Raw genomic sequence first — 18,929 nt, 5'->3', positions numbered from 1 at the left:
GGGACGCGAAGAGCGCCCTCCGGGACACCGAAGGGCGCTCTGTCGTGCGGCGGTGATCAGTTGTGGCTGTGCAGCACGTCGTTCAGGCCGCCCCACACCGCGTTGTTCGGGCGGGCCTCGACGGCGCCGGTGACCGAGTTGCGGCGGAAGAGGATGTTCGAGGCGCCGGAGAGCTCGCGGGCCTTGACGATCTGCCCGTCGGGCATGGTCACCCGGGTCCCCGCGGTGACGTAGAGACCGGCCTCGACGACGCACTCGTCGCCGAGCGCGATACCCACGCCCGCCTCGGCGCCGATCAGGCAGCGCTCACCGATGACGATGCGGACGTTGCCGCCGCCGGAGAGGGTGCCCATCGTGGAGGCGCCGCCGCCGATGTCGGAGCCGTCGCCGACGACGACACCTGCGGAGATACGGCCCTCGACCATGGAGGTGCCGAGCGTGCCCGCGTTGAAGTTCACGAAGCCCTCGTGCATGACGGTCGTGCCCTCGGCGAGGTGCGCGCCGAGCCGGACGCGGTCGGCGTCGGCGATGCGGACGCCCTTCGGTGCGACGTAGTCCGTCATGCGCGGGAACTTGTCGATGGAGGTCACGGAGAGGTGCAGGCCCTCGGCGCGGGCGTTGAGCCGGACCTTCTCGACGTCGTCGACGGCGACCGGGCCGAGCGAGGTCCAGGCGATGTTGGCGAGGAAGGCGAACTGTCCTTCGAGGTTCACGCCGTGCGGCTTGACCAGGCGGTGCGAGAGCAGGTGCAGCCGCAGGTAGACGTCGTGGGCGTCTACCGGCTTCTCGTCGAGGGACGCGATGACCGTACGTACGGCGACGATCTCCACGCCACGGCGGGCGTCCGGGCCGATCGCCTTGGCCGCGCCGTCGCCGAGCAGCTGCACGGCGCGCTCGGCGGTGAGCCGCTCGGTGCCTGCGGGGCCCGCTTCGGCGACGAGCTCGGGCGCGGGGAACCAGGTGTCGAGAACGGTGCCGTCGGCGGTGACGGTGGCGAGGCCTGCGGCGACGGCGCCGGTGGTGCGGGAAGCGTTCGTGTCGGTCATGGGGAAAACCTAACCGGCGGTGCGGCGCGCGGGCGAACCGGTCTCAGGGACCGGGCCCCGGAAGTCACCGGTCCGACGGAACCAGCCGGCCGAACACCTCGCGCGCGTACGCCTCGTCGTACGGCACGTCCGTGAGCAGCACCTGAAGGCAGATTCCGTCCACGAGCGCGATGAGCGCCCGCGCGGTGACGGGATCGATGCGCCGCCGCAGCACCTCGGCGAGCCCCTCGCCGCACTCCGCTGCGACGGGTCGCAGCGCGGGCTTTCGCAGGGCGGCCAGATACAGCTCGTACTCCAGCTCGAGCTCCGTACGGTCCCCGGCCAGCCACTGGCCGAGCAGCCCGGCGAGCTCATCGGCGATGCCGACCCGCGGATCCTCGAACGCGCCGCTCGCGGTGACCGCCTTGGCGAACCCCTCGTTGGCCTGCCGCATCGCGGCCACCATCAGCTCGTCCAGTGTCTTGAAGTGGTAGGTGGTCGACCCGAGCGGCACATCGGCCTCGGCGGCGACGGACCGGTGACTGAGCCCCTTGATCCCCTTCTCGCCGACCACCCGGATCGCCGCGTCGATGATCCGCTGCCGCCGCTCGGGGTCGTAACGGCGAACCATCAGTGGGCACCTCCCAGATTGAGCACGATGACGCCCGCGATCACGAGGACGACCCCGGAGATCTTAACGAGGCTGGCGGACTCCCCCATGAACAGCATCCCGATGGCGGCGACGGCGGCGGTCCCGATGCCCGCCCAGATCGCGTAGGCGGTCCCCATCGACAGCGTCTTCAGCGTCTGCGCGAGCAGCGTGAAAGCGATCAGATACCCCGCGACCGTGATCAGCGAGGGCCAGAGCCTGCTGAACCCTTCGCTGTACTTCATGGCCGTCGTCCCGGCCACCTCCGCCAGGATCGCCCCGGCCAGCAGTCCATATCCCATGCGTACGACTGTACACAACGTTGCGTACAGTCGTACATAACGACGCTGATCAAACCGGATAGGGTGACGCGATCGCTGTGGGGGGCCACAGAGAGCGCACGCGGGACACCGCACGGAACAACGGAGCGCAAGAGCGATGTCAGACACGTCGGGGTGGGGGCCACAAGCGCCCTATGGCGGGCCGCAGGGACCACAGGGGCCGTACGGGCCCTATGGCGGGCCACCGCCCGGCTGGGGCCGGCACGGCGGCTGGGCGCCGCCGCCACCCCCGCCGCCCAAGCCCGGCGTCATACCGCTCGCCCCGCTGGGCGTCGACCACATACTCGGCGGCACGTTCGCCACGATGCGGCGGTACGCGAAGCCGCTGTTCGGCACCGCGGCGGCGGCGTACGGCCTGCTCGCCGCGGTCATGATCGCGGCGGGCGTCCTCGCCTACGTCAGTGTGCGTGAGCACTTCCAGGCGCTGTCCGAGACGGACGCGACGTTCTCCTGGGACCACGGAAGGCCGCTGCTCATCGCGTTCGGCGCGGTGTGGCTGGTGGGAATGCTCGCCACGCTCGCGGTCAACTCGTTCGTCCAGGCCTCGTGCGCGGCCACGCTGCACGAGGCGGTGCTCGGCCGCCCGGCGGCGTTCTCGGCGGTCTGGCGCAGGGCGTGGTCGCGGACGCCGTCCGTGATGGGCGTGACCCTGCTGCTCGCCTTCATCCTGATGCTGCCGATGGCCGCGTGCGTGCTGCTCTTCGTCTCGTTCTTCGTCTCGGTCCTGACCAGCTCAGCCGCCCCCTTCGGCCTGATCTTCCTGCTGCTCCTGGTCGTGACCCCGCTGGCCGCCTGGCTGTACGTTCTTTTCGCCTTCGCCCCCGCGGCCGCGGCCCTGGAGAGCGCGGGCCCGCTCGAAGCGCTGCGCCGCTCCGCACGCCTGGTCCGCGGCGCCTGGTGGCGCACGTTCGGCATCTCACTGCTCGCCGGGATCATCGTGGTCGTCGTGTCGCTCGCGGTGCGCCTCCCGCTGCAGTTCGCCACGCCGGCCCCGCCCCGGGTGGACCCTGACACCTCCGCGTCCACGGTCATGTTCGACCAGTTGCGCTCCCAGTTCGGCCTGTACGCCCTGTTCAGCCTGGTCGGCACGTTCGTCACGCAACTGGTGGCCAGCGTGTTCCTGCCCTTGGTGACCGCCCTGCTCTACATCGACCAGCGCATCCGCAAGGAGGGCCTGGCGCAGACACTGACGGAAGCCTCGTCGGTCGAGCAGCAGCCCGCCCCGTAAAAACAGTTCGGCCCCCCGCGCGGTGAGCGCGGGGGGCCGAACCAGCAGTACTTACTGTCACACCTCAGACGTTGAACCCGAGCGCGCGAAGCTGCTCCCGGCCGTCGTCCGTGATCTTGTCCGGGCCCCACGGCGGCATCCAGACCCAGTTGATCCGGAGCTCGTTGACGATGCCGTCGGTGGCGGACTTCGCCTGGTCCTCGATGACGTCCGTCAGCGGGCAGGCCGCCGAGGTGAGCGTCATGTCGATCGTCGCGATGTTCGCGTCGTCGACGTGGATGCCGTAGATCAGGCCGAGGTTGACGACGTCGATGCCCAGCTCGGGGTCGACCACGTCGTACAGCGCCTCGCGGACCTCTTCTTCGGAGGCCGGTTTGGTCAGGGTCTCGTTCTCGCTCATGCGGTCTTCCTCTCAGCGACGTCGTCGGTACCGAGTGCCTGCGCCGTCGCGTCCTTCCACGCCATCCAGCTCAGCAGAGCACACTTCACACGCGCCGGGTACTTCGAGACCCCGGCGAACGCGACGGCGTCCTCAAGGACCTCCTCCATCGCGTCGTCCGGCTCCAGCTTGCCCTTGGACTGCATCAGCTCCAGGAACACTTCCTGGATCTTCTGCGCCTCGGCGAGCTCCTTGCCGACCAGGAGATCGTTCAGGACGGACGCGCTGGCCTGGCTGATGGAGCAGCCCTGGCCCTCGTACGACACGTCGGCGATCGTCGACCCGTCGTACTTCACGCGCAGCGTGATCTCGTCGCCGCACGTCGGGTTGACGTGGTGCACCTCGGCGTCACCGTCGCGCAGACCGCGCCCGTGAGGGTGTTTGTAGTGGTCCAGGATGACTTCCTGGTACATCGAATCAAGCTTCACGATCCCAGCCAGCCCCTCAGCCGAAGAAGTTCCGTACGTGCTCCAGGCCGTCGATCAGCGCGTCGATCTCGCCGGGCGTGGAGTACAGATAGAACGACGCTCGCGTGGTCGCAGGAATTCCGTAACGGAGGCAGACGGGGCGGGCGCAGTGGTGACCCACGCGGACCGCGATGCCTTCCTCGTCAAGGACCTGGCCCACGTCGTGCGGGTGGATGTCGCCGAGCGTGAAGGAGATCGCGGCGCCGCGGTCCTCGGCCGATGCCGGGCCGATGATCCGCAGGTCGGGGACCTCCAGGAGGCGCTTGACCGCGTACTCGGTGATCGCGTGCTCATGAGCGGCGATCTTGTCCATGCCGATCGCGGAGAGGTAGTCCACGGCCGCGCCCAGGCCGACGGCCTGGGAGACCGGGGGCGTACCCGCCTCGAACTTGTGCGGCGCGGGAGCGTACGTCGACGAGTTCATCGAAACCGTCTCGATCATCTCGCCGCCGCCGAGGAACGGCGGCAGGTCCTCGAGGAGCTCCTGGCGTCCCCACAGGACGCCGATGCCCGTCGTGGCCAGCATCTTGTGGCCGGTGAAGGCCACGAAGTCGGCCTGAAGGGCCTGCACGTCGAGCACCTGGTGCGGGGCGGCCTGCGAGGCGTCGATGCAGACCAGCGCGCCGACCTCCTGCGCACGGCGGACGATCGCCTCGACGGGGTTCTGCGTGCCCAGGATGTTCGAGACCAGGACGAAGGAGACGATCTTCGTCTTCTCCGTGATGACCTCGTCGATGTTGGACAGGTCGAGCCGGCCGTCGTCCGTGAGGCCGAACCACTTCAGCTTCGCGCCCGTGCGCTGCGAGAGCAGCTGCCACGGCACGATGTTGGAGTGGTGCTCCATCTCCGTGATGACGATCTCGGTCTCGTGGTCCACGCGGTAGGGCTCGTCGGCCCAGCCCAGCATGTTGGCCACGAGGTTGAGCGACTCCGAGGCGTTCTTGGTGAAGATCACCTCGTCGCGGCTCGGCGCGTTGATGAACGCGGCGACCTTGTCACGGGCGCCCTCGTACAGCGCCGTGGCCTCCTCGGCGAGGACGTGCACGCCGCGGTGGACGTTGGCGTTGTGCTTCTCGTAGTACTCGTTGAGTACGTCGAGCACCTGGCGCGGCGTCTGCGAGGTCGCCGCGTTGTCCAGGTAGACGAGCTTCTTGCCGTCGTGGATCCTGCGATCCAGGATCGGGAAGTCCTTGCGGATCGCCTCGGTGTCGAGGAGGCCGGAGAGCCCCTGGTGGGCCACTGTCACGCGGATGCGCCACCCTTCGTGTAAGCCTCGTAGCCCTCGGCCTCCAGCTTGTCGGCGAGCTCGGCGCCGCCGGACTCGGCGATGCGGCCGTTCGCGAAGACGTGCACGAAGTCGGGCTTGATGTAGCGCAGGATGCGCGTGTAGTGCGTGATCAGCAGGGTGCCGACCTCGCCGGTCTCGCGGACGCGGTTGACGCCGTCCGAGACCTGGCGAAGGGCGTCGACGTCCAGGCCGGAGTCCGTCTCGTCGAGGATCGCGATCTTCGGCTTGAGGAGCTCCATCTGCAGGATCTCGTGGCGCTTCTTCTCACCGCCGGAGAAGCCCTCGTTCACGTTGCGCTCGGAGAAGGCCGGGTCCATCTGGAGCTGCTCCATCGCGCCCTTGACCTCCTTCACCCAGGTGCGCAGCTTGGGGGCCTCGCCGCGGATCGCCGTGGCCGACGTACGCAGGAAGTTGGAGACCGAGACGCCGGGGACCTCGACCGGGTACTGCATGGCCAGGAACAGGCCGGCGCGGGCGCGCTCGTCGACGGACATCTCCAGGACGTCCTCGCCGTCGAGGGTGACGGTGCCCTGCGTGATCGTGTACTTGGGGTGACCCGCGACGGAGTAGGCGAGCGTCGACTTGCCGGAGCCGTTCGGGCCCATGATGGCGTGCGTCTCGCCCTGCTTCACGGTGAGGTCTACGCCCTTGAGGATCTCCTTCGTGGCGTTGTCGGCCTCGACGGTGACGTGCAGGTCGTGGATTTCAAGCGTTGCCATGTGCCTCAGGACTCCTGGGTGAGGGAGACGAGCACATCGTCCCCTTCGATCTTTACGGGGTATACGGGGACGGGGCGCGTCGCGGGGAGACCGGACGGCTTACCGGTGCGGAGGTCGAAGGCGGAGCCGTGCAGCCAGCATTCGATCTGACAGTCCTCCACCTCGCCCTCGGAGAGGGAGACGTTCGCGTGCGAGCAGATGTCGTTGATCGCGAACACCTCGCCCTCGGTGTGGACGACCGAGACCGGCGTGCCGTCGAGTTCCACCCGCTTCGGGGTGTCCTCCGACAGCTCGCTCAGGCCACAGGCGCGTACGTAGGTCATGCGGCCGACGCCTCCAGCTCCTCTTCGATCTTGGCGAGGAGGCGCTCTTCGATGTCGGGCAGGCCGATCTGCTGGATCAGCTCGGCGAAGAACCCGCGGACGACGAGGCGGCGCGCCTCGTCCTGCGGGATGCCGCGCGACTGCAGGTAGAAGAGCTGCTCGTCGTCGAAGCGGCCGGTCGCCGAAGCGTGGCCCGCGCCGACGATCTCGCCGGTCTCGATCTCGAGGTTCGGTACGGAGTCGACACGGGCACCGTCGGTCAGAACCAGGTTGCGGTTCATCTCGTACGTGTCGGTGCCCTCGGCTGCGGCCTCGATGAGGACGTCGCCGATCCACACCGCGTGGGCGTCGTCGCCCTGGAGCGCGCCCTTGTAGACGACGTTCGACTTGCAGTGCGGCTGGTTGTGGTCGACCAGGAGGCGGTGCTCCTGGTGCTGGCCCGCGTCGGTGACGTACAGGCCGAAGAACTCGGCCTCGCCGCCCGTGCCCGCGTAGGTGACGCGCGGGTGGAGGCGGACGAGGTCGCCGCCGAAGGTCACGACGACCGACTTGAGGGTGGCGTCGCGGCCGACGAGCGCGTTGTGCTGGGCGACGTGGACGGCCGTGTCGTCCCAGTCCTGGACGGAGACGACGGTGAGCTTGGCGCCGTCGCCCAGGAGGTAGTCGACGTTGGCGGCGAGCACGGCGTCACCGGTGTGGTCGATGACGACGAGGGCCTCGGCGAACGCGCCCACCTCGATGACCTGGTGGGCGAAGGCGGTGCCGCCCTCGCCGTGCACGGCGATGCGGATCGGCTCCGTCAGGACCGTCTCCTTGGGGACGGTCACGACCGAGGCCTTCTCGAAGGACGAGTACGCCTGCGCGGCGACGCGGTCGACGGGCTTGCCCGCCTTGCCCACGCGCGGGTCGTCACGGCCGACGGTCTCCTGGGTCACGCCCGCCGGGGCGTTCACCTCGACGCGGATGCCGCCGGTGGCGACCGCCGTGCCGTCGTGCAGCCCGCGCAGACGCTCCAGCGGCGTGAACCGCCACTCCTCCTCGCGACCGTGCGGGACCGGGAAGTCCGCGACGTCGAAGGACGGGGGAGCGCTCATGCGGGTGGCGACGGTCGACTCGGCGGCCACCGCGATCGATCCGGCGGTGGTGGAGCCCACCGGGATGTTCTGAGCCTCAGCCATGGCTGTCGTCGTGCTCTCTCTCTGGGTAAAGAAGTCGGTCGCTGCGGGGACGGTCGGCGGAATTAACCGACCGAGCCCTCCATCTGCAGCTCGATCAGCCGGTTCAGCTCCAGGGCGTACTCCATGGGCAGCTCCTTGGCGATCGGCTCGACGAAGCCGCGCACGATCATCGCCATGGCCTCGAACTCCGTCAGACCACGGCTCATCAGGTAGAAGAGCTGGTCGTCGGAGACCTTGGAGACGGTCGCCTCGTGGCCCATGGACACGTCGTCCTCGCGGACGTCCACGTAGGGGTACGTGTCCGAGCGGGAGATCGTGTCGACGAGCAGTGCGTCGCAGAGCACGTTCGACTTCGATCCGGCAGCGCCCTCGCCGATCTCGACGAGACCGCGGTAGGAGGTGCGGCCACCGCCGCGGGCCACGGACTTCGAGACGATGTTGGAGGACGTGTTGGGCGCCATGTGGACCATCTTGGAACCGGCGTCCTGGTGCTGGCCCTCGCCCGCGAAGGCGATGGACAGTGTCTCGCCCTTGGCGTGCTCGCCCATGAGGTAGACGGCGGGGTACTTCATCGTCACCTTGGAGCCGATGTTGCCGTCGATCCACTCCATGGTCGCGCCCTCGTACGCCACGGCGCGCTTGGTGACCAGGTTGTAGACGTTGTTCGACCAGTTCTGGATCGTCGTGTAGCGGCAGCGGCCGCCCTTCTTCACGACGATCTCGACGACCGCGGAGTGCAGGGAGTCCGACTTGTAGATCGGCGCCGTGCAGCCCTCGACGTAGTGAACGTAGGCGTCCTCGTCGACGATGATCAGCGTGCGCTCGAACTGGCCCATGTTCTCCGTGTTGATACGGAAGTAGGCCTGGAGCGGGATCTCGACGTGCACGCCCTTGGGGACGTAGATGAACGAGCCGCCGGACCACACCGCGGAGTTCAGCGACGCGAACTTGTTGTCGCCGACCGGGATGACGGTGCCGAAGTACTCCTTGAAGAGCTCAGGGTGCTCCTTGAGCGCCGTGTCGGTGTCCATGAAGATGACACCCTGCGCCTCGAGCTCCTCGTTGATCTGGTGGTAGACGACCTCGGACTCGTACTGGGCCGCGACACCGGCGACGAGGCGCTGCTTCTCCGCCTCGGGGATGCCGAGCTTGTCGTACGTGCTCTTGATGTCCTCGGGCAGGTCCTCCCATGACTGGGCCTGCTTCTCCGTGGACCGCACGAAGTACTTGATGTTGTCGAAGTCGATGCCCGACAGGTCCGAGCCCCAGTTGGGCATGGGCTTCTTGTCGAAGAGCCGCAGGCCCTTGAGGCGCAGCTTCGTCATCCACTCGGGCTCGGACTTCTTCTGCGAGATGTCCTTGACGACGTCCTCGTTGATGCCGCGCTTGGCGGACGCCCCGGCCACGTCGGAGTCGGCCCAGCCGTATTCGTACGTGCCCAGACCATCGAGTTCGGGGTGGGCAGTCTCCGTGGGGAGCGTCATGCGGGGTTCCTCCCGGCCGTGCTTGCGGATACGTGATCAGTGGTCTGTGAAGACTGAGGGGTGTTGCGGGGGATGAACGTCGTGCAGACGCCGTCGCCGTGGGCGATGGTGGCGAGCCGCTGGACGTGCGTCCCAAGGAGGGCGGAGAAGATCTCCGTCTCCGCCTCGCAAAGCTGTGGGTACTGCTCGGCGACGTGGGCGACCGGGCAGTGGTGCTGGCACAGCTGCTCGCCTACTGGCGCCGTGCGGGCCGTAGCAGCGTACCCGTCGGCGGTCAACGCCTTCGCGAGAGCCTCCGCGCGCTGCTCCGGGGGCGCCGCGTCGACCGCCTCGCGGTAGGCCACCGCCTGGGCGGCCATCCGCTCGCGGGCGAATTCGACGACCGCTCCTTCGCCGTGCCGCTCGCTGATCCAGCGCAGGGCGTCGGCGGCGAGCTTGTCGTACGACTGGTCGAAGGCGTCCCTGCCGCAGTCGGTCAGCGCGAACACCTTGGCGGGGCGCCCGCGCGTACGAGCGCCGTAGATCCGCTGCTCACGAGGCTCGACGACGTTCTCATGGGCGAGTGTGTCGAGGTGGCGGCGGACGGCGGCCTGAGTGAGACCGAGGCGCTTCGCGAGATCGGCGACGGTGGAGGGGCCGTGGTCCAGGATGGATCGCGCGACCCGGTTGCGCGTCGAGTGGTCCGAGCGCATCCCAGCCGCGAGTTCCTCCTGCGGAGCCTCGCCAACGTTTTTCACAACGCCATTGTTGCGTAATTCCTCAGAGCCTGACAACCCGCGTCCGGATCAAGACCCGGTGCGCTGCATCACTTAGGCATACCTAAGCTGACCTGCGGAAATGATCATTGATCGATCAAATCAGTGGCGCGGGCAGGTCGGGGCGAGGACACTCTCCGACCATGTCGACACCCCCTCCGACCGGCCCTTTGTGTACGCGCGCGTCCCTCGCGGCCGACCTCCGCGAGCTCGGCGTGAGCCCCGGAGAGACCCTCCTCGTGCACTCCTCGCTGAGCGCGCTCGGGTGGGTCAGCGGCGGCCCTGTAGCCGCCGTCCAGGCACTTCTCGACGTACTGGGCCAGACGGGCACTCTCGTGGTCCCCGCGCAGTCCAGCGACAACTCCGACCCCGCCGAGTGGGGAAACCCGCCCGTGCCCGAGTCCTGGTGGCCCGAGATCCGCGCGTCCATCCCCGCCTACGACCCGCGCACCTCCCCCACCCGCGCCATGGGCGTGATCGCCGAGACCGTACGGACCTGGCCCGGCGCCCTGCGCAGCGCCCACCCGCAGACCTCCTTCGCCGCGATCGGCCCCCGCGCGGCGGTGCTCCTTCAGGGGCACGCGCTCGACTGCCGGCTCGGCGAGCGCAGCCCGCTGGCCCGCCTGGAGGAATCGGGCGCCCGGGTGCTGCTCCTCGGCGCGGGATTCGACTCCTGCACCTCCTTCCACCTGGCCGAGTACCGGATCCCCGCCCCGGAGGTCGAGAACTCCTTCGCGGTCATGACACCGGAGGGGCGCCGCTGGACCACGGTGCGCGAGACCTCGATCTCCGAGGAGCGCTTCGACGAACTCGGCGCGGACTTCGAGCGGGACCGCCCCGTGGTGCGGGGCACTGTGGGCGCGGCGACGGCCAGGATCTTCCCGGTGGCCGACGCGGTCGCCTACGCGCAGAAGTGGCTTGACACCCACCGCTCACGGGCCGAGTGGGCGGGCTGACATCCCCCTGCCAGCGGCCCGCCTCACCCTCTCTAGACTTCCCGCCATGGGAAATGAGTCCGTCGTCCAGGTCACAGGACTGGTCAAGCGGTACGGCAAGAAGACCGCGGTGGACGGCCTCGACCTCCGGGTCCGCGCGGGCACCGTCACCGCGGTCCTCGGCCCGAACGGCGCGGGGAAGACCACCACGATCGAGACCTGCGAGGGCTACCGCAGGCCGGACGAGGGTACCGTCCGCGTCCTCGGCCTCGACCCGGTCCGCGAGGCCGGCGCGCTGCGCCCCCGCATCGGCGTGATGCTCCAGTCCGGCGGCGTCTACTCCGGCGCCCGCGCCGACGAGATGCTGCGCCACATGGCGAAACTGCACGCGCACCCGCTCGACGTGGGCGCGCTGATCGAGCGCCTGGGCCTGGAGAGCTGCGGCCGCACCACCTACCGGCGGCTGTCCGGCGGTCAGCAGCAGCGCCTGGCGCTCGCGATGGCCGTGGTGGGACGGCCCGAGCTCGTCTTCCTCGACGAGCCGACCGCGGGCCTGGACCCGCAGGCACGCCGGGCCACCTGGGACCTCGTACGCGATCTGCGCACCGACGGCGTCAGCGTCATCCTGACCACGCACCACATGGACGAGGCCGAGCAGCTCTCCGACGAGGTCGCGATCATCGACGCGGGCAAGGTCATCGCCGAGGGCACCCTGGAGGCGCTGTGCCGCGGCGGCGCCGAGAACACCCTGCGTTTTTCCGGGCGCCCCGGGCTCGACGTCGGCTCCCTCCTCAAGGCCCTCCCGCCGGACTCCGCGGCGGCCGAACTCACGCCGGGCGCCTACCGCGTGAGCGGCACGATCGACCCGCAACTGCTCGCCACGGTGACCTCCTGGTGCGCCCAGCACGGCGTCATGCCGGAGAAGATCGCCGTCGAACGACACACCCTGGAAGACGTCTTCCTGGAGCTCACAGGCAAGGAGCTGCGCGGATGAGCGCCGCCGGTACGTACACACCGAAGCCGGGCGCCGCCCCGCTCCCCCGCATGATCGGCGCGCAAGCGGCGCTAGAGACGAAGATGCTGCTTCGCAACGGCGAACAGCTGCTGCTCACGGTCGTCATCCCCACGCTGCTGCTGGTCCTCTTCAGCGCGGTCGACATCGTCGACACGGGCGACGGCAAGGCCGTGGACTTCCTCACCCCCGGCATCCTCGCCCTCGCCGTGATGTCGACGGCGTTCACCGGCCAGGCCATCGCCACGGGCTTCGAGCGGCGCTACGGCGTCCTGAAGCGGCTCGGTGCCTCGCCGCTGCCCCGCTGGGCCCTGATGGCGGCGAAGACCCTTTCGGTCCTGGTCACCGAGGTCCTCCAGATCGTCCTGCTCACGGTGATCGCGTTCGCGCTCGGCTGGTCACCGCACGGCAACCCCTTCGCCGTACTCCTGCTCCTGGTCCTCGGCACGGCGGCCTTCTCCGGGCTCGGCCTGCTGATGGCGGGAACCCTGAAGGCGGAGGCGACGCTCGCCGCCGCGAACCTGGTCTTCCTGCTCCTGCTCGTGGGCGGCGGGGTCATCGTGCCGCTCGACAAGTTCCCGGACGCGGCCCAGTCGGTGCTCGGCCTCCTTCCCATCTCGGCGCTCTCCGACGGCCTGCGGGACGTGCTCCAGGACGGCGCGGGGATGCCGTGGCGCGACCTCGGGATCCTGGCGGTCTGGGCGGTGCTGGGGCTCGGGGCGGCCGGGAAGTTCTTCCGCTGGGAGTGAATTGAGGCGGAATGGGCGTAACTCGCGTCACAGAAGCACCGGATACGTCCCCCTCGTGAAGCCGTGCACAAGCGGCCCCCTACGATGGGCCCGTGCCAAACGTGACCCGAGCCGACGCCGTTTCTGCCGTGCGCAATCCGCTCGCTTTCATCGCCGAACGCTGGACCCCGCAGCAGCGGACCGTCCAGCAAGCTGCCCTCATCTCGCTGGCGATGACGGTGTGCATCGTGGTCACCGGCGGCGCCGTCCGTCTTACGGGGTCCGGCCTCGGCTGCCCGACCTGGCCCAAGTGCACGGACGAGTCGCTCACCGCCACCCACGAGATGGGCTTCCACGGCTACATCGAGTTCGGCAACCGCATGCTGACGTACGTGCTGTGCGCGGCCGTCGGCTGGGCGATCATCACGGCACGCTCCCAGAAGCCGATGCGGCGCAGCCTCACCCGTCTCGGCTGGACCCAGTTCTGGCTGGTCATGGGCAATGCCGTGCTCGGCGGCATCGTGGTACTCGTCGGTCTGAACCCGTACACGGTCGCGGCGCACTTCCTGCTCTCCACCGCGTTGATCGCGGTCGCCGTCACGATGTGGCAGCGCACCCGCGAGGGCGACGGCGAGGTACGCCCGCTGGTCGGCAAGGCCGTGGCGCAGCTGGTGTGGTTCCTGGTCGCGGCAACCGTGCTGCTCATCGCGGTCGGCACGGTCGTGACGGGTTCCGGGCCGCACGCCGGTGACTCCAGCGAGGTGCCGCGCATGGGCTTCGACTGGGAGACCGTCAGCAAGCTGCACGCGGTGCTCGCGTGGATCGTGGTGACGCTGACGTTCGCCCTGTGGTTCGTCCTCAAGGCGGTCGACGCCCCCAAGGGCCCGCTGCACCGCACCCGCGACCTGTTCCTGATCCTGCTCGCCCAGGGCGCGATCGGCTACGTCCAGTACTTCACGGACCTGCCGGAGGTCCTGGTCGGCCTGCACATGTTCGGCTCGTGCGTGGTCTGGATCGGCGTGATGCGCGTCCTGCTGTCGCTGCGCGAACGCCCGTACGGCACGGCGGAGGTCCCGTCCCAGAGCGGCGACTCCCGACTGTCGGCCGTCTGAGTCCTCCCCCCTTCGGGGGTCAGCCCTCCGCGAGCCCGTACACGCGGCGGGCGTTGCCCGCCGCGATGAGGCCCGCCACGCGCTGGGCGTCCGGCAGCGACCACGCTCCCTCGGTGACCCACCCGCCGAACACGCGCCCGAGCGCCTCCCCGAAGAGCCGTGCGCCCACCACGTGCAGCTCGGGCAGGCCGTGCGCGCCGCTGGAGAACAGCAGCTTGCCGAAGGGCGCCAGCTCCAGGATCTCCGCGAGCACGGCCGCCGCGCGGGCGCCGGTACGCACCAGGGCGGGCCCCAAGTCGGCGTACACGTGCGGGAAGAGGCCAGCGAGGTCCGCGGCATTGCGGTGGTACGGATAGCCGTGCAGCAGGACCAGGTCGGTGCCGAGCCCCGCGGTCGCCCGCGCGAAGCCGCCGAAGTACCCCTGCGGGTCCCCCGCCCCCGCGTGCAGTTGCAGCGGCCGTCCCGACGCGACGGCGATCCACAGCAGATGCCTGAGCAGTACGGGGTCCTCGAGCGCACCGCCCACCTGCCGCCGGGCCAGCCAGCGGCCCGCCGCGCCCCGCACCTCGCCGGGCCCCGGCGGTTCGGGTGCGAGGGCGAGACTGCGCCGGACGCCCGCGACGGAGGTGAAGGCGACGGCGTGCGCGGCGGCGGCGTGCACGGACTCGGCGAGATTGGCGAGGAACGAGTCGACAGTGCCGGAGGTGTCGGCCACCTGTTCGGCGAGCAGCTCCAGGCGGACGATCTCGTGGGCGTCGGCGCAGCCCGTGGAGGCCATCTCGCCGGGCCCTGTCAGATCGCCGGGCAGCCCCGTGTCGACGAGGTAGGTCGTGATGCCGCTCCCCCGCAGCAGCCGTCGCCCCACCTCGAGGACGCCCAGTTCGCGGCGGCGGGCGAGGTAGCGGGCCGGCGGACAGTGCGGTTCGAGGCCGAGGAGCGGGGGGCACCAGCGGCGTACGGCGAAGCCCGTCTGGGTGTCGAAGAAGGTGGTGCCGGGCGCGGGTGGTCCCTCGCCCCTGCCGAGGTGGGCCTCGAAGGTGCCGAGGCCCAGCTCCGTACGCAGCACACCGTGGCAGTACTGGTCCACCAGGGACGGCGTTTCGATCATCCGGGCTCTCCGTAGGCGGACCGTGCTCCTACGGTCTAACGGGTGAACGGGCGTCAGGTGTTGCCCTCGGACGCGCTCGGAAACAGTGCCGAAAAGAGTGCCGCGAATAGCGGGTCCTCAGCCGTTGCTGGGACCGCCGAGCTGAATGCCCGCCATGCGAGACCACTCGTACGGACCGGTCTTGACCTTGGCGGCGAAGTCACCGTCGAAGTCCTCGTGGACCGTGATCCCGGCCTTCTCGACGGCGCTCTGCGCGATCGCGTAGGTGGGCGCCACCAGGTCGCCCCAGCCGCCGTCCTCGCCGACCAGGACGATGCGGGTGCCCTCGTGCCCGATGTACGCGACCTGCGCCTCGGCACCGCCGTGCGCCTTCACGAAGGCGCCGATCTCCTTGGCGAGCTTTGCCGCTCGGCGCTCGGCCTTGGCGACCTGCTTGCTGTCCTCACCCTGCTGCGTCTCTGCCATGGGAGGGATGCTACCGACGGGTAGATCATCTGGCGACGGCCGGGTGACGTGGCGTCGGCCACGCGGCTGCCGCACATCGGCGCAGACCGCACCCCAGCGCGGGCACTTCGCGCTGCGCGGAGCGCCTGCGCGTTCGCGGGCGAAGCATTCGACGTTCTCAAAACAAACAGCCCCCTGCCGCCCGCAAGGGCGGCAGGGGGCTGCGAAGTCCGTCCACCGGGCCGGAGGCCTAGCGCAGGAAGGGGTCCACCGCGACCGCCACGAACAGCAGCGAGACGTACGTGATCGACCAGTGGAAGAGCCGCATCTCCTTGAGCTTGCCGCCCGTGACCTCCGCCTTGGCGCGGTTCTGCAGGCCGTGTGCCTCCCACAGCCACCAGCCGCCGGTCACGAAGGCGACGATCGTGTAGAACCAGCCGGTGTAGCCGAGCGGCTGGAGCAGCAGCGAGACGGCGACCATCACCCAGCTGTAGAGGACGATCTGACGCGCGACCACCTTGTTCGACGCGACGACCGGCAGCATCGGCACGCCCACGCGGGCGTAGTCCTCCTTGACCTTCATGGACAGCGGCCAGTAGTGCGGCGGCGTCCAGAAGAACATGACGAGGAAGAGGATGACCGGCGCCCACGAGAGTGAGTTCGTGACCGAGGACCAGCCGATGAGCACCGGCATGCAGCCCGCGATGCCGCCCCAGACGATGTTCTGCGAGGTGCGGCGCTTGAGGATCATCGTGTAGACGACCACGTAGAAGAGCAGGGCACCGAGGGCGAGCCACGCGGACAGCCAGTTGACGACGAGTCCGAAGAGCAGCGTCGAGGCGATCGCGAGCGCGATGCCGAAGGCGAGGCACTCGCGGGGGCTGACCATTCCCGTGACCAGGGGCCTCTGGGACGTACGGTCCATGAGGGCGTCGATGTCACGGTCGATGTACATGTTGAGCGCGTTGGCGCCACCCGCCGACAGGTAGCCGCCGAGGCAGGTCACGAAGACCAGCCACAGGTCGGGCACCCCCTGCTCGGCGAGGAACATCACCGGAACGGTGGTGATCAGAAGGAGTTCGATGATTCGCGGCTTGGTCAGCGCCACGAACGCCATGACACGGGCCCCGAGCGGCCGGTGGCTTGGGCTAGAGCTCGTCCCAATCGCTCCCGCTGGACGGGATTCAACGGCCGTCACGCACACCCCTGACAGAGACTTCCCAGCAAGCCGCGTCGGACGTTCAGAAATGAAGATCCGGTAAAGGCTCACGCGTACCACGCCACTGTAGACGTTGCCCATACCTTGCCCTTCGCGGGGGTGGGGTCGTGTTGAGCGGCGTGTTGAGCCGCCCGAATCTCGGCCCGACACCCATTCAGATGAGCGGTCCGGCACTCGTTCTGAAGGTCCAGATGAGCGGCTCGGGGATCACATGGTGAACACCATGGATCCCTTTCGGGAGGCGGATCCCGGCGCACCCCGGCAGTCTGGAATCACTCGAAAAAATGCACGTCTTTACAGCGGTAGGCTCGACATCGGCCGGTGGGATCTACATCGCCGGCATTCGACATGTGGAGAGGAGCCCTGACTCAGGGTGAGCACCAAGCCGACCACCACAGACCTCGAGTGGACCGAACTGGACCAGCGGGCTGTTGATACTGCCCGCGTCCTGGCCATGGACTCCGTACAGAAGGTCGGCAACGGCCATCCTGGTACGGCCATGAGCCTCGCGCCTGCCGCGTACACCCTTTTCCAGAAGGTGATGCGGCACGACCCCGCTGACGCCGAGTGGACCGGACGCGACCGGTTCGTTCTCTCCGCGGGCCACTCGTCACTGACCCTCTACATCCAGCTCTACCTGGCCGGTTTCGGCCTGGAGCTCGATGATCTGAAGGCGTTCCGCACCTGGGGTTCCAAGACCCCCGGCCACCCGGAGTACGGGCACACCACTGGCGTCGAGACGACGACGGGCCCCCTCGGCCAGGGCGTCGCGAACGCCGTGGGCATGGCGATGGCCGCTCGTTACGAGCGTGGCCTCTTCGACCCCGAGACCCCCGCGGGCGATTCGCCGTTCGACCACCACATCTTCGCGATCGCGGGCGACGGCTGTCTCCAGGAGGGCATCTCCAGCGAGGCGTCGTCCCTGGCCGGGCACCAGAAGCTCGGCAACCTCGTACTGCTGTGGGACGACAACCACATCTCCATCGAGGGCGACACGGAGACCGCGGTCTCCGAAGACACCATGAAGCGGTACGAGGCCTACGGCTGGCACGTCCAGCGCGTGGAGCCCAAGGAGGACGGCGACCTCGACCCGGCCGCCCTCTACCGCGCGATCCAGGCCGCGAAGGCGGAGACCGAGCGTCCCTCCTTCATCGCCATGCGCTCGATCATCGCCTGGCCCGCACCGAACGCGCAGAACACCGAGGCCGCGCACGGCTCGGCGCTCGGCGACGAAGAGGTCGCGGCCACCAAGCGGGTCCTCGGCTTCGACCCGGAGCAGACCTTCGAGGTTTCGGACGAGGTCCTCGCGCACACCCGTGCGGCCCTGGACCGCGGCAGCGACGCCAAGACCGAGTGGGCCAAGGGCTTCGCGTCCTGGCGCACCGCCGAGGCCGAGCGCGCCGCCGAGTTCGACCGCATCGCCGCGGGCGAGCTCCCCCAGGGCTGGGAGGAGAAGCTCCCGGTCTTCGAGACGGGCAAGGGCGTCGCGACGCGTGCCGCGTCCGGCAAGGTCCTCCAGGCCCTCGGCGCCGTGGTCCCCGAGCTGTGGGGCGGCTCCGCCGACCTCGCGGGCTCGAACAACACCACGATCGACAAGACGTCGTCGTTCCTCCCCGCGGGCAACCCGCTGCCGGAGGCCGACCCGTACGGCCGAACGATCCACTTCGGCATCCGCGAGCACGCCATGGCCGCGGAGATGAACGGCATCGCGCTGCACGGCAACACCCGCATCTTCGGCGGCACCTTCCTGGTGTTCTCCGACTACATGCGCAACGCCGTCCGCCTCTCCGCGCTGATGCACCTCCCGGTGACGTACGTGTGGACGCACGACTCCGTCGGTCTCGGCGAGGACGGCCCGACGCACCAGCCGGTCGAGCACCTGGCCTCGCTGCGCGCCATCCCGGGCCTGAACGTGGTCCGCCCGGCGGACGCGAACGAGACCGCGATCGTGTGGCGCGAGATCCTCAAGCGCTACACGAAGGAGTTCGGCAAGGGCGCCCCGCACGGCCTCGCGCTGACCCGTCAGGGCGTGCCGACGTACGACCGCGAGGTCACCGAGGGCGCCGTCAAGGGCGGTTACGTCCTGTTCGAGGCCGACGGCGGCAAGCCCGAGGTCGTCCTCATCGGCACCGGCTCAGAGGTGCAGCTCGCCGTCGAGGCGCGCGAGCAGCTCCAGGCCGCGGGTGTTCCCACGCGTGTCGTCTCGATGCCGTGCGTCGAGTGGTTCGAGGCGCAGGACCAGGGGTACCGCGACAGCGTCCTTCCCCCGTCCGTGAAGGCGCGCGTGGCGGTCGAGGCGGGCATCGGCCTGACCTGGCACCGCTTCGTGGGTGACGCCGGGCGCATCGTGTCGCTCGAGCACTTCGGTGCTTCGGCGGACGGCAAGGTGCTCTTCCGTGAGTTCGGCTTCACCGCCGATCACGTGGCATCCGCCGCCCGGGAATCGATCGACGCCGCTCAGCGCTGACGCCGACA

20 protein-coding genes are annotated in these 18,929 nt (G+C 69.3%); 6 read left to right on the top strand and 14 right to left on the bottom strand.

What is annotated here, in order from left to right; translation table 11 throughout:
- Nucleotides 1-56: 56 nt before the first annotated feature.
- The 3 genes from dapD to ACWFRJ_RS25700 all read right to left on the bottom strand — a co-directional run bounded on the left by dapD (nt 57) and on the right by ACWFRJ_RS25700 (nt 1,976).
- Nucleotides 57-1,046 carry a 2,3,4,5-tetrahydropyridine-2,6-dicarboxylate N-succinyltransferase gene (gene dapD / locus ACWFRJ_RS25710; protein WP_453535358.1) on the bottom strand — a complete coding sequence of 330 codons (990 nt, stop codon included), beginning with the start codon at nt 1,044-1,046 and terminating at the stop codon, nt 57-59.
- A 64-nt stretch (nt 1,047-1,110) separates the two neighbouring features.
- Nucleotides 1,111-1,656: a TetR/AcrR family transcriptional regulator gene (locus tag ACWFRJ_RS25705; protein WP_453535355.1), complete on the bottom strand. Its 546-nt coding sequence runs from the start codon at nt 1,654-1,656 to the stop codon at nt 1,111-1,113.
- Nucleotides 1,656-1,976, bottom strand: coding sequence for a DMT family transporter (locus tag ACWFRJ_RS25700; RefSeq protein ID WP_383277776.1), 321 nt, complete (start codon nt 1,974-1,976; stop codon nt 1,656-1,658). Before ACWFRJ_RS25700 ends, ACWFRJ_RS25705 begins: the two co-directional genes overlap by 1 nt.
- A gap of 136 nt (nt 1,977-2,112) precedes the next feature.
- Between ACWFRJ_RS25700 and ACWFRJ_RS25695 the strand changes: the two genes are divergently transcribed.
- Nucleotides 2,113-3,243, top strand: coding sequence for a DUF7847 domain-containing protein (locus ACWFRJ_RS25695; protein ID WP_453535352.1), 1,131 nt, complete (start codon nt 2,113-2,115; stop codon nt 3,241-3,243).
- 64 nt (nt 3,244-3,307) lie between these two features.
- Here the strand turns inward: ACWFRJ_RS25695 and ACWFRJ_RS25690 are convergent, their stop codons facing one another.
- From ACWFRJ_RS25690 to ACWFRJ_RS25655, 8 genes are all read right to left on the bottom strand, one after another.
- Nucleotides 3,308-3,643, bottom strand: a complete 336-nt coding sequence (locus ACWFRJ_RS25690; protein WP_160504340.1) for a metal-sulfur cluster assembly factor — start codon at nt 3,641-3,643, stop codon at nt 3,308-3,310.
- A complete protein-coding gene (gene sufU, locus ACWFRJ_RS25685) occupies nt 3,640-4,110 on the bottom strand; it encodes a Fe-S cluster assembly sulfur transfer protein SufU (RefSeq protein WP_223773964.1) in 471 nt (156 codons plus the stop codon). The genes ACWFRJ_RS25690 and sufU overlap by 4 nt, the downstream gene beginning before the upstream one ends.
- Nucleotides 4,111-4,126: 16 nt before the next feature.
- Nucleotides 4,127-5,395: a cysteine desulfurase gene (locus tag ACWFRJ_RS25680; RefSeq protein ID WP_453535348.1), complete on the bottom strand. Its 1,269-nt coding sequence runs from the start codon at nt 5,393-5,395 to the stop codon at nt 4,127-4,129.
- Nucleotides 5,392-6,156: a Fe-S cluster assembly ATPase SufC gene (gene sufC / locus ACWFRJ_RS25675; protein WP_453535345.1), complete on the bottom strand. Its 765-nt coding sequence runs from the start codon at nt 6,154-6,156 to the stop codon at nt 5,392-5,394. Before sufC ends, ACWFRJ_RS25680 begins: the two co-directional genes overlap by 4 nt.
- Before the next feature lie 5 nt (nt 6,157-6,161).
- Nucleotides 6,162-6,479 (bottom strand): bifunctional 3-phenylpropionate/cinnamic acid dioxygenase ferredoxin subunit, encoded by a 318-nt coding sequence (locus ACWFRJ_RS25670; protein WP_399385937.1) that lies wholly within the window; start codon nt 6,477-6,479, stop codon nt 6,162-6,164.
- A complete protein-coding gene (gene sufD / locus ACWFRJ_RS25665; protein WP_453535341.1) occupies nt 6,476-7,657 on the bottom strand; it encodes a Fe-S cluster assembly protein SufD in 1,182 nt (393 codons plus the stop codon). The genes ACWFRJ_RS25670 and sufD overlap by 4 nt, the downstream gene beginning before the upstream one ends.
- A gap of 62 nt (nt 7,658-7,719) precedes the next feature.
- Nucleotides 7,720-9,141 carry a Fe-S cluster assembly protein SufB gene (gene sufB / locus ACWFRJ_RS25660; RefSeq protein ID WP_383335022.1) on the bottom strand — a complete coding sequence of 474 codons (1,422 nt, stop codon included), beginning with the start codon at nt 9,139-9,141 and terminating at the stop codon, nt 7,720-7,722.
- On the bottom strand, nt 9,138-9,878 hold the full coding sequence (locus ACWFRJ_RS25655; RefSeq protein WP_453535336.1) for a helix-turn-helix transcriptional regulator: 741 nt from the start codon (nt 9,876-9,878) through the stop codon (nt 9,138-9,140). Before ACWFRJ_RS25655 ends, sufB begins: the two co-directional genes overlap by 4 nt.
- Nucleotides 9,879-10,039: 161 nt before the next feature.
- Here ACWFRJ_RS25655 and ACWFRJ_RS25650 point away from each other — a divergent pair, with 161 nt between their 5' ends.
- The 4 genes from ACWFRJ_RS25650 (at nt 10,040) to ACWFRJ_RS25635 (ending at nt 13,683) form a co-directional block, all read left to right on the top strand.
- Nucleotides 10,040-10,852: an aminoglycoside N(3)-acetyltransferase gene (locus tag ACWFRJ_RS25650; protein WP_453535333.1), complete on the top strand. Its 813-nt coding sequence runs from the start codon at nt 10,040-10,042 to the stop codon at nt 10,850-10,852.
- A 46-nt stretch (nt 10,853-10,898) separates the two neighbouring features.
- On the top strand, nt 10,899-11,825 hold the full coding sequence (locus ACWFRJ_RS25645) for an ABC transporter ATP-binding protein (RefSeq protein WP_453535329.1): 927 nt from the start codon (nt 10,899-10,901) through the stop codon (nt 11,823-11,825).
- A complete protein-coding gene (locus tag ACWFRJ_RS25640) occupies nt 11,822-12,592 on the top strand; it encodes an ABC transporter permease (protein ID WP_453535327.1) in 771 nt (256 codons plus the stop codon). The genes ACWFRJ_RS25645 and ACWFRJ_RS25640 overlap by 4 nt, the downstream gene beginning before the upstream one ends.
- A gap of 101 nt (nt 12,593-12,693) precedes the next feature.
- Nucleotides 12,694-13,683: a COX15/CtaA family protein gene (locus tag ACWFRJ_RS25635; protein ID WP_453535736.1), complete on the top strand. Its 990-nt coding sequence runs from the start codon at nt 12,694-12,696 to the stop codon at nt 13,681-13,683.
- Between the two features lie 19 nt (nt 13,684-13,702).
- Here ACWFRJ_RS25635 and ACWFRJ_RS25630 read toward each other — a convergent pair whose 3' ends face one another.
- The 3 genes from ACWFRJ_RS25630 to ACWFRJ_RS25620 all read right to left on the bottom strand — a co-directional run bounded on the left by ACWFRJ_RS25630 (nt 13,703) and on the right by ACWFRJ_RS25620 (nt 16,439).
- Nucleotides 13,703-14,791, bottom strand: coding sequence for an amidohydrolase family protein (locus tag ACWFRJ_RS25630; RefSeq protein ID WP_453535325.1), 1,089 nt, complete (start codon nt 14,789-14,791; stop codon nt 13,703-13,705).
- A gap of 117 nt (nt 14,792-14,908) precedes the next feature.
- A complete protein-coding gene (locus ACWFRJ_RS25625) occupies nt 14,909-15,256 on the bottom strand; it encodes a hypothetical protein (protein ID WP_453535322.1) in 348 nt (115 codons plus the stop codon).
- A 229-nt stretch (nt 15,257-15,485) separates the two neighbouring features.
- Complete coding sequence (locus ACWFRJ_RS25620) at nt 15,486-16,439, bottom strand: heme o synthase (RefSeq protein WP_453535319.1); 954 nt, start codon at nt 16,437-16,439, stop codon at nt 15,486-15,488.
- 388 nt (nt 16,440-16,827) lie between these two features.
- Between ACWFRJ_RS25620 and tkt the strand changes: the two genes are divergently transcribed.
- On the top strand, nt 16,828-18,921 hold the full coding sequence (gene tkt / locus ACWFRJ_RS25615) for a transketolase (protein WP_453535316.1): 2,094 nt from the start codon (nt 16,828-16,830) through the stop codon (nt 18,919-18,921).
- Nucleotides 18,922-18,929: the final 8 nt, after the last annotated feature.

The sequence above is a fragment of the Streptomyces sp. NPDC055239 genome, assembly GCF_053606205.1.
The sequence above is the reverse complement of the archived record's forward strand: the minus strand, read 5'-3'. Positions and strand labels throughout refer to the sequence as shown.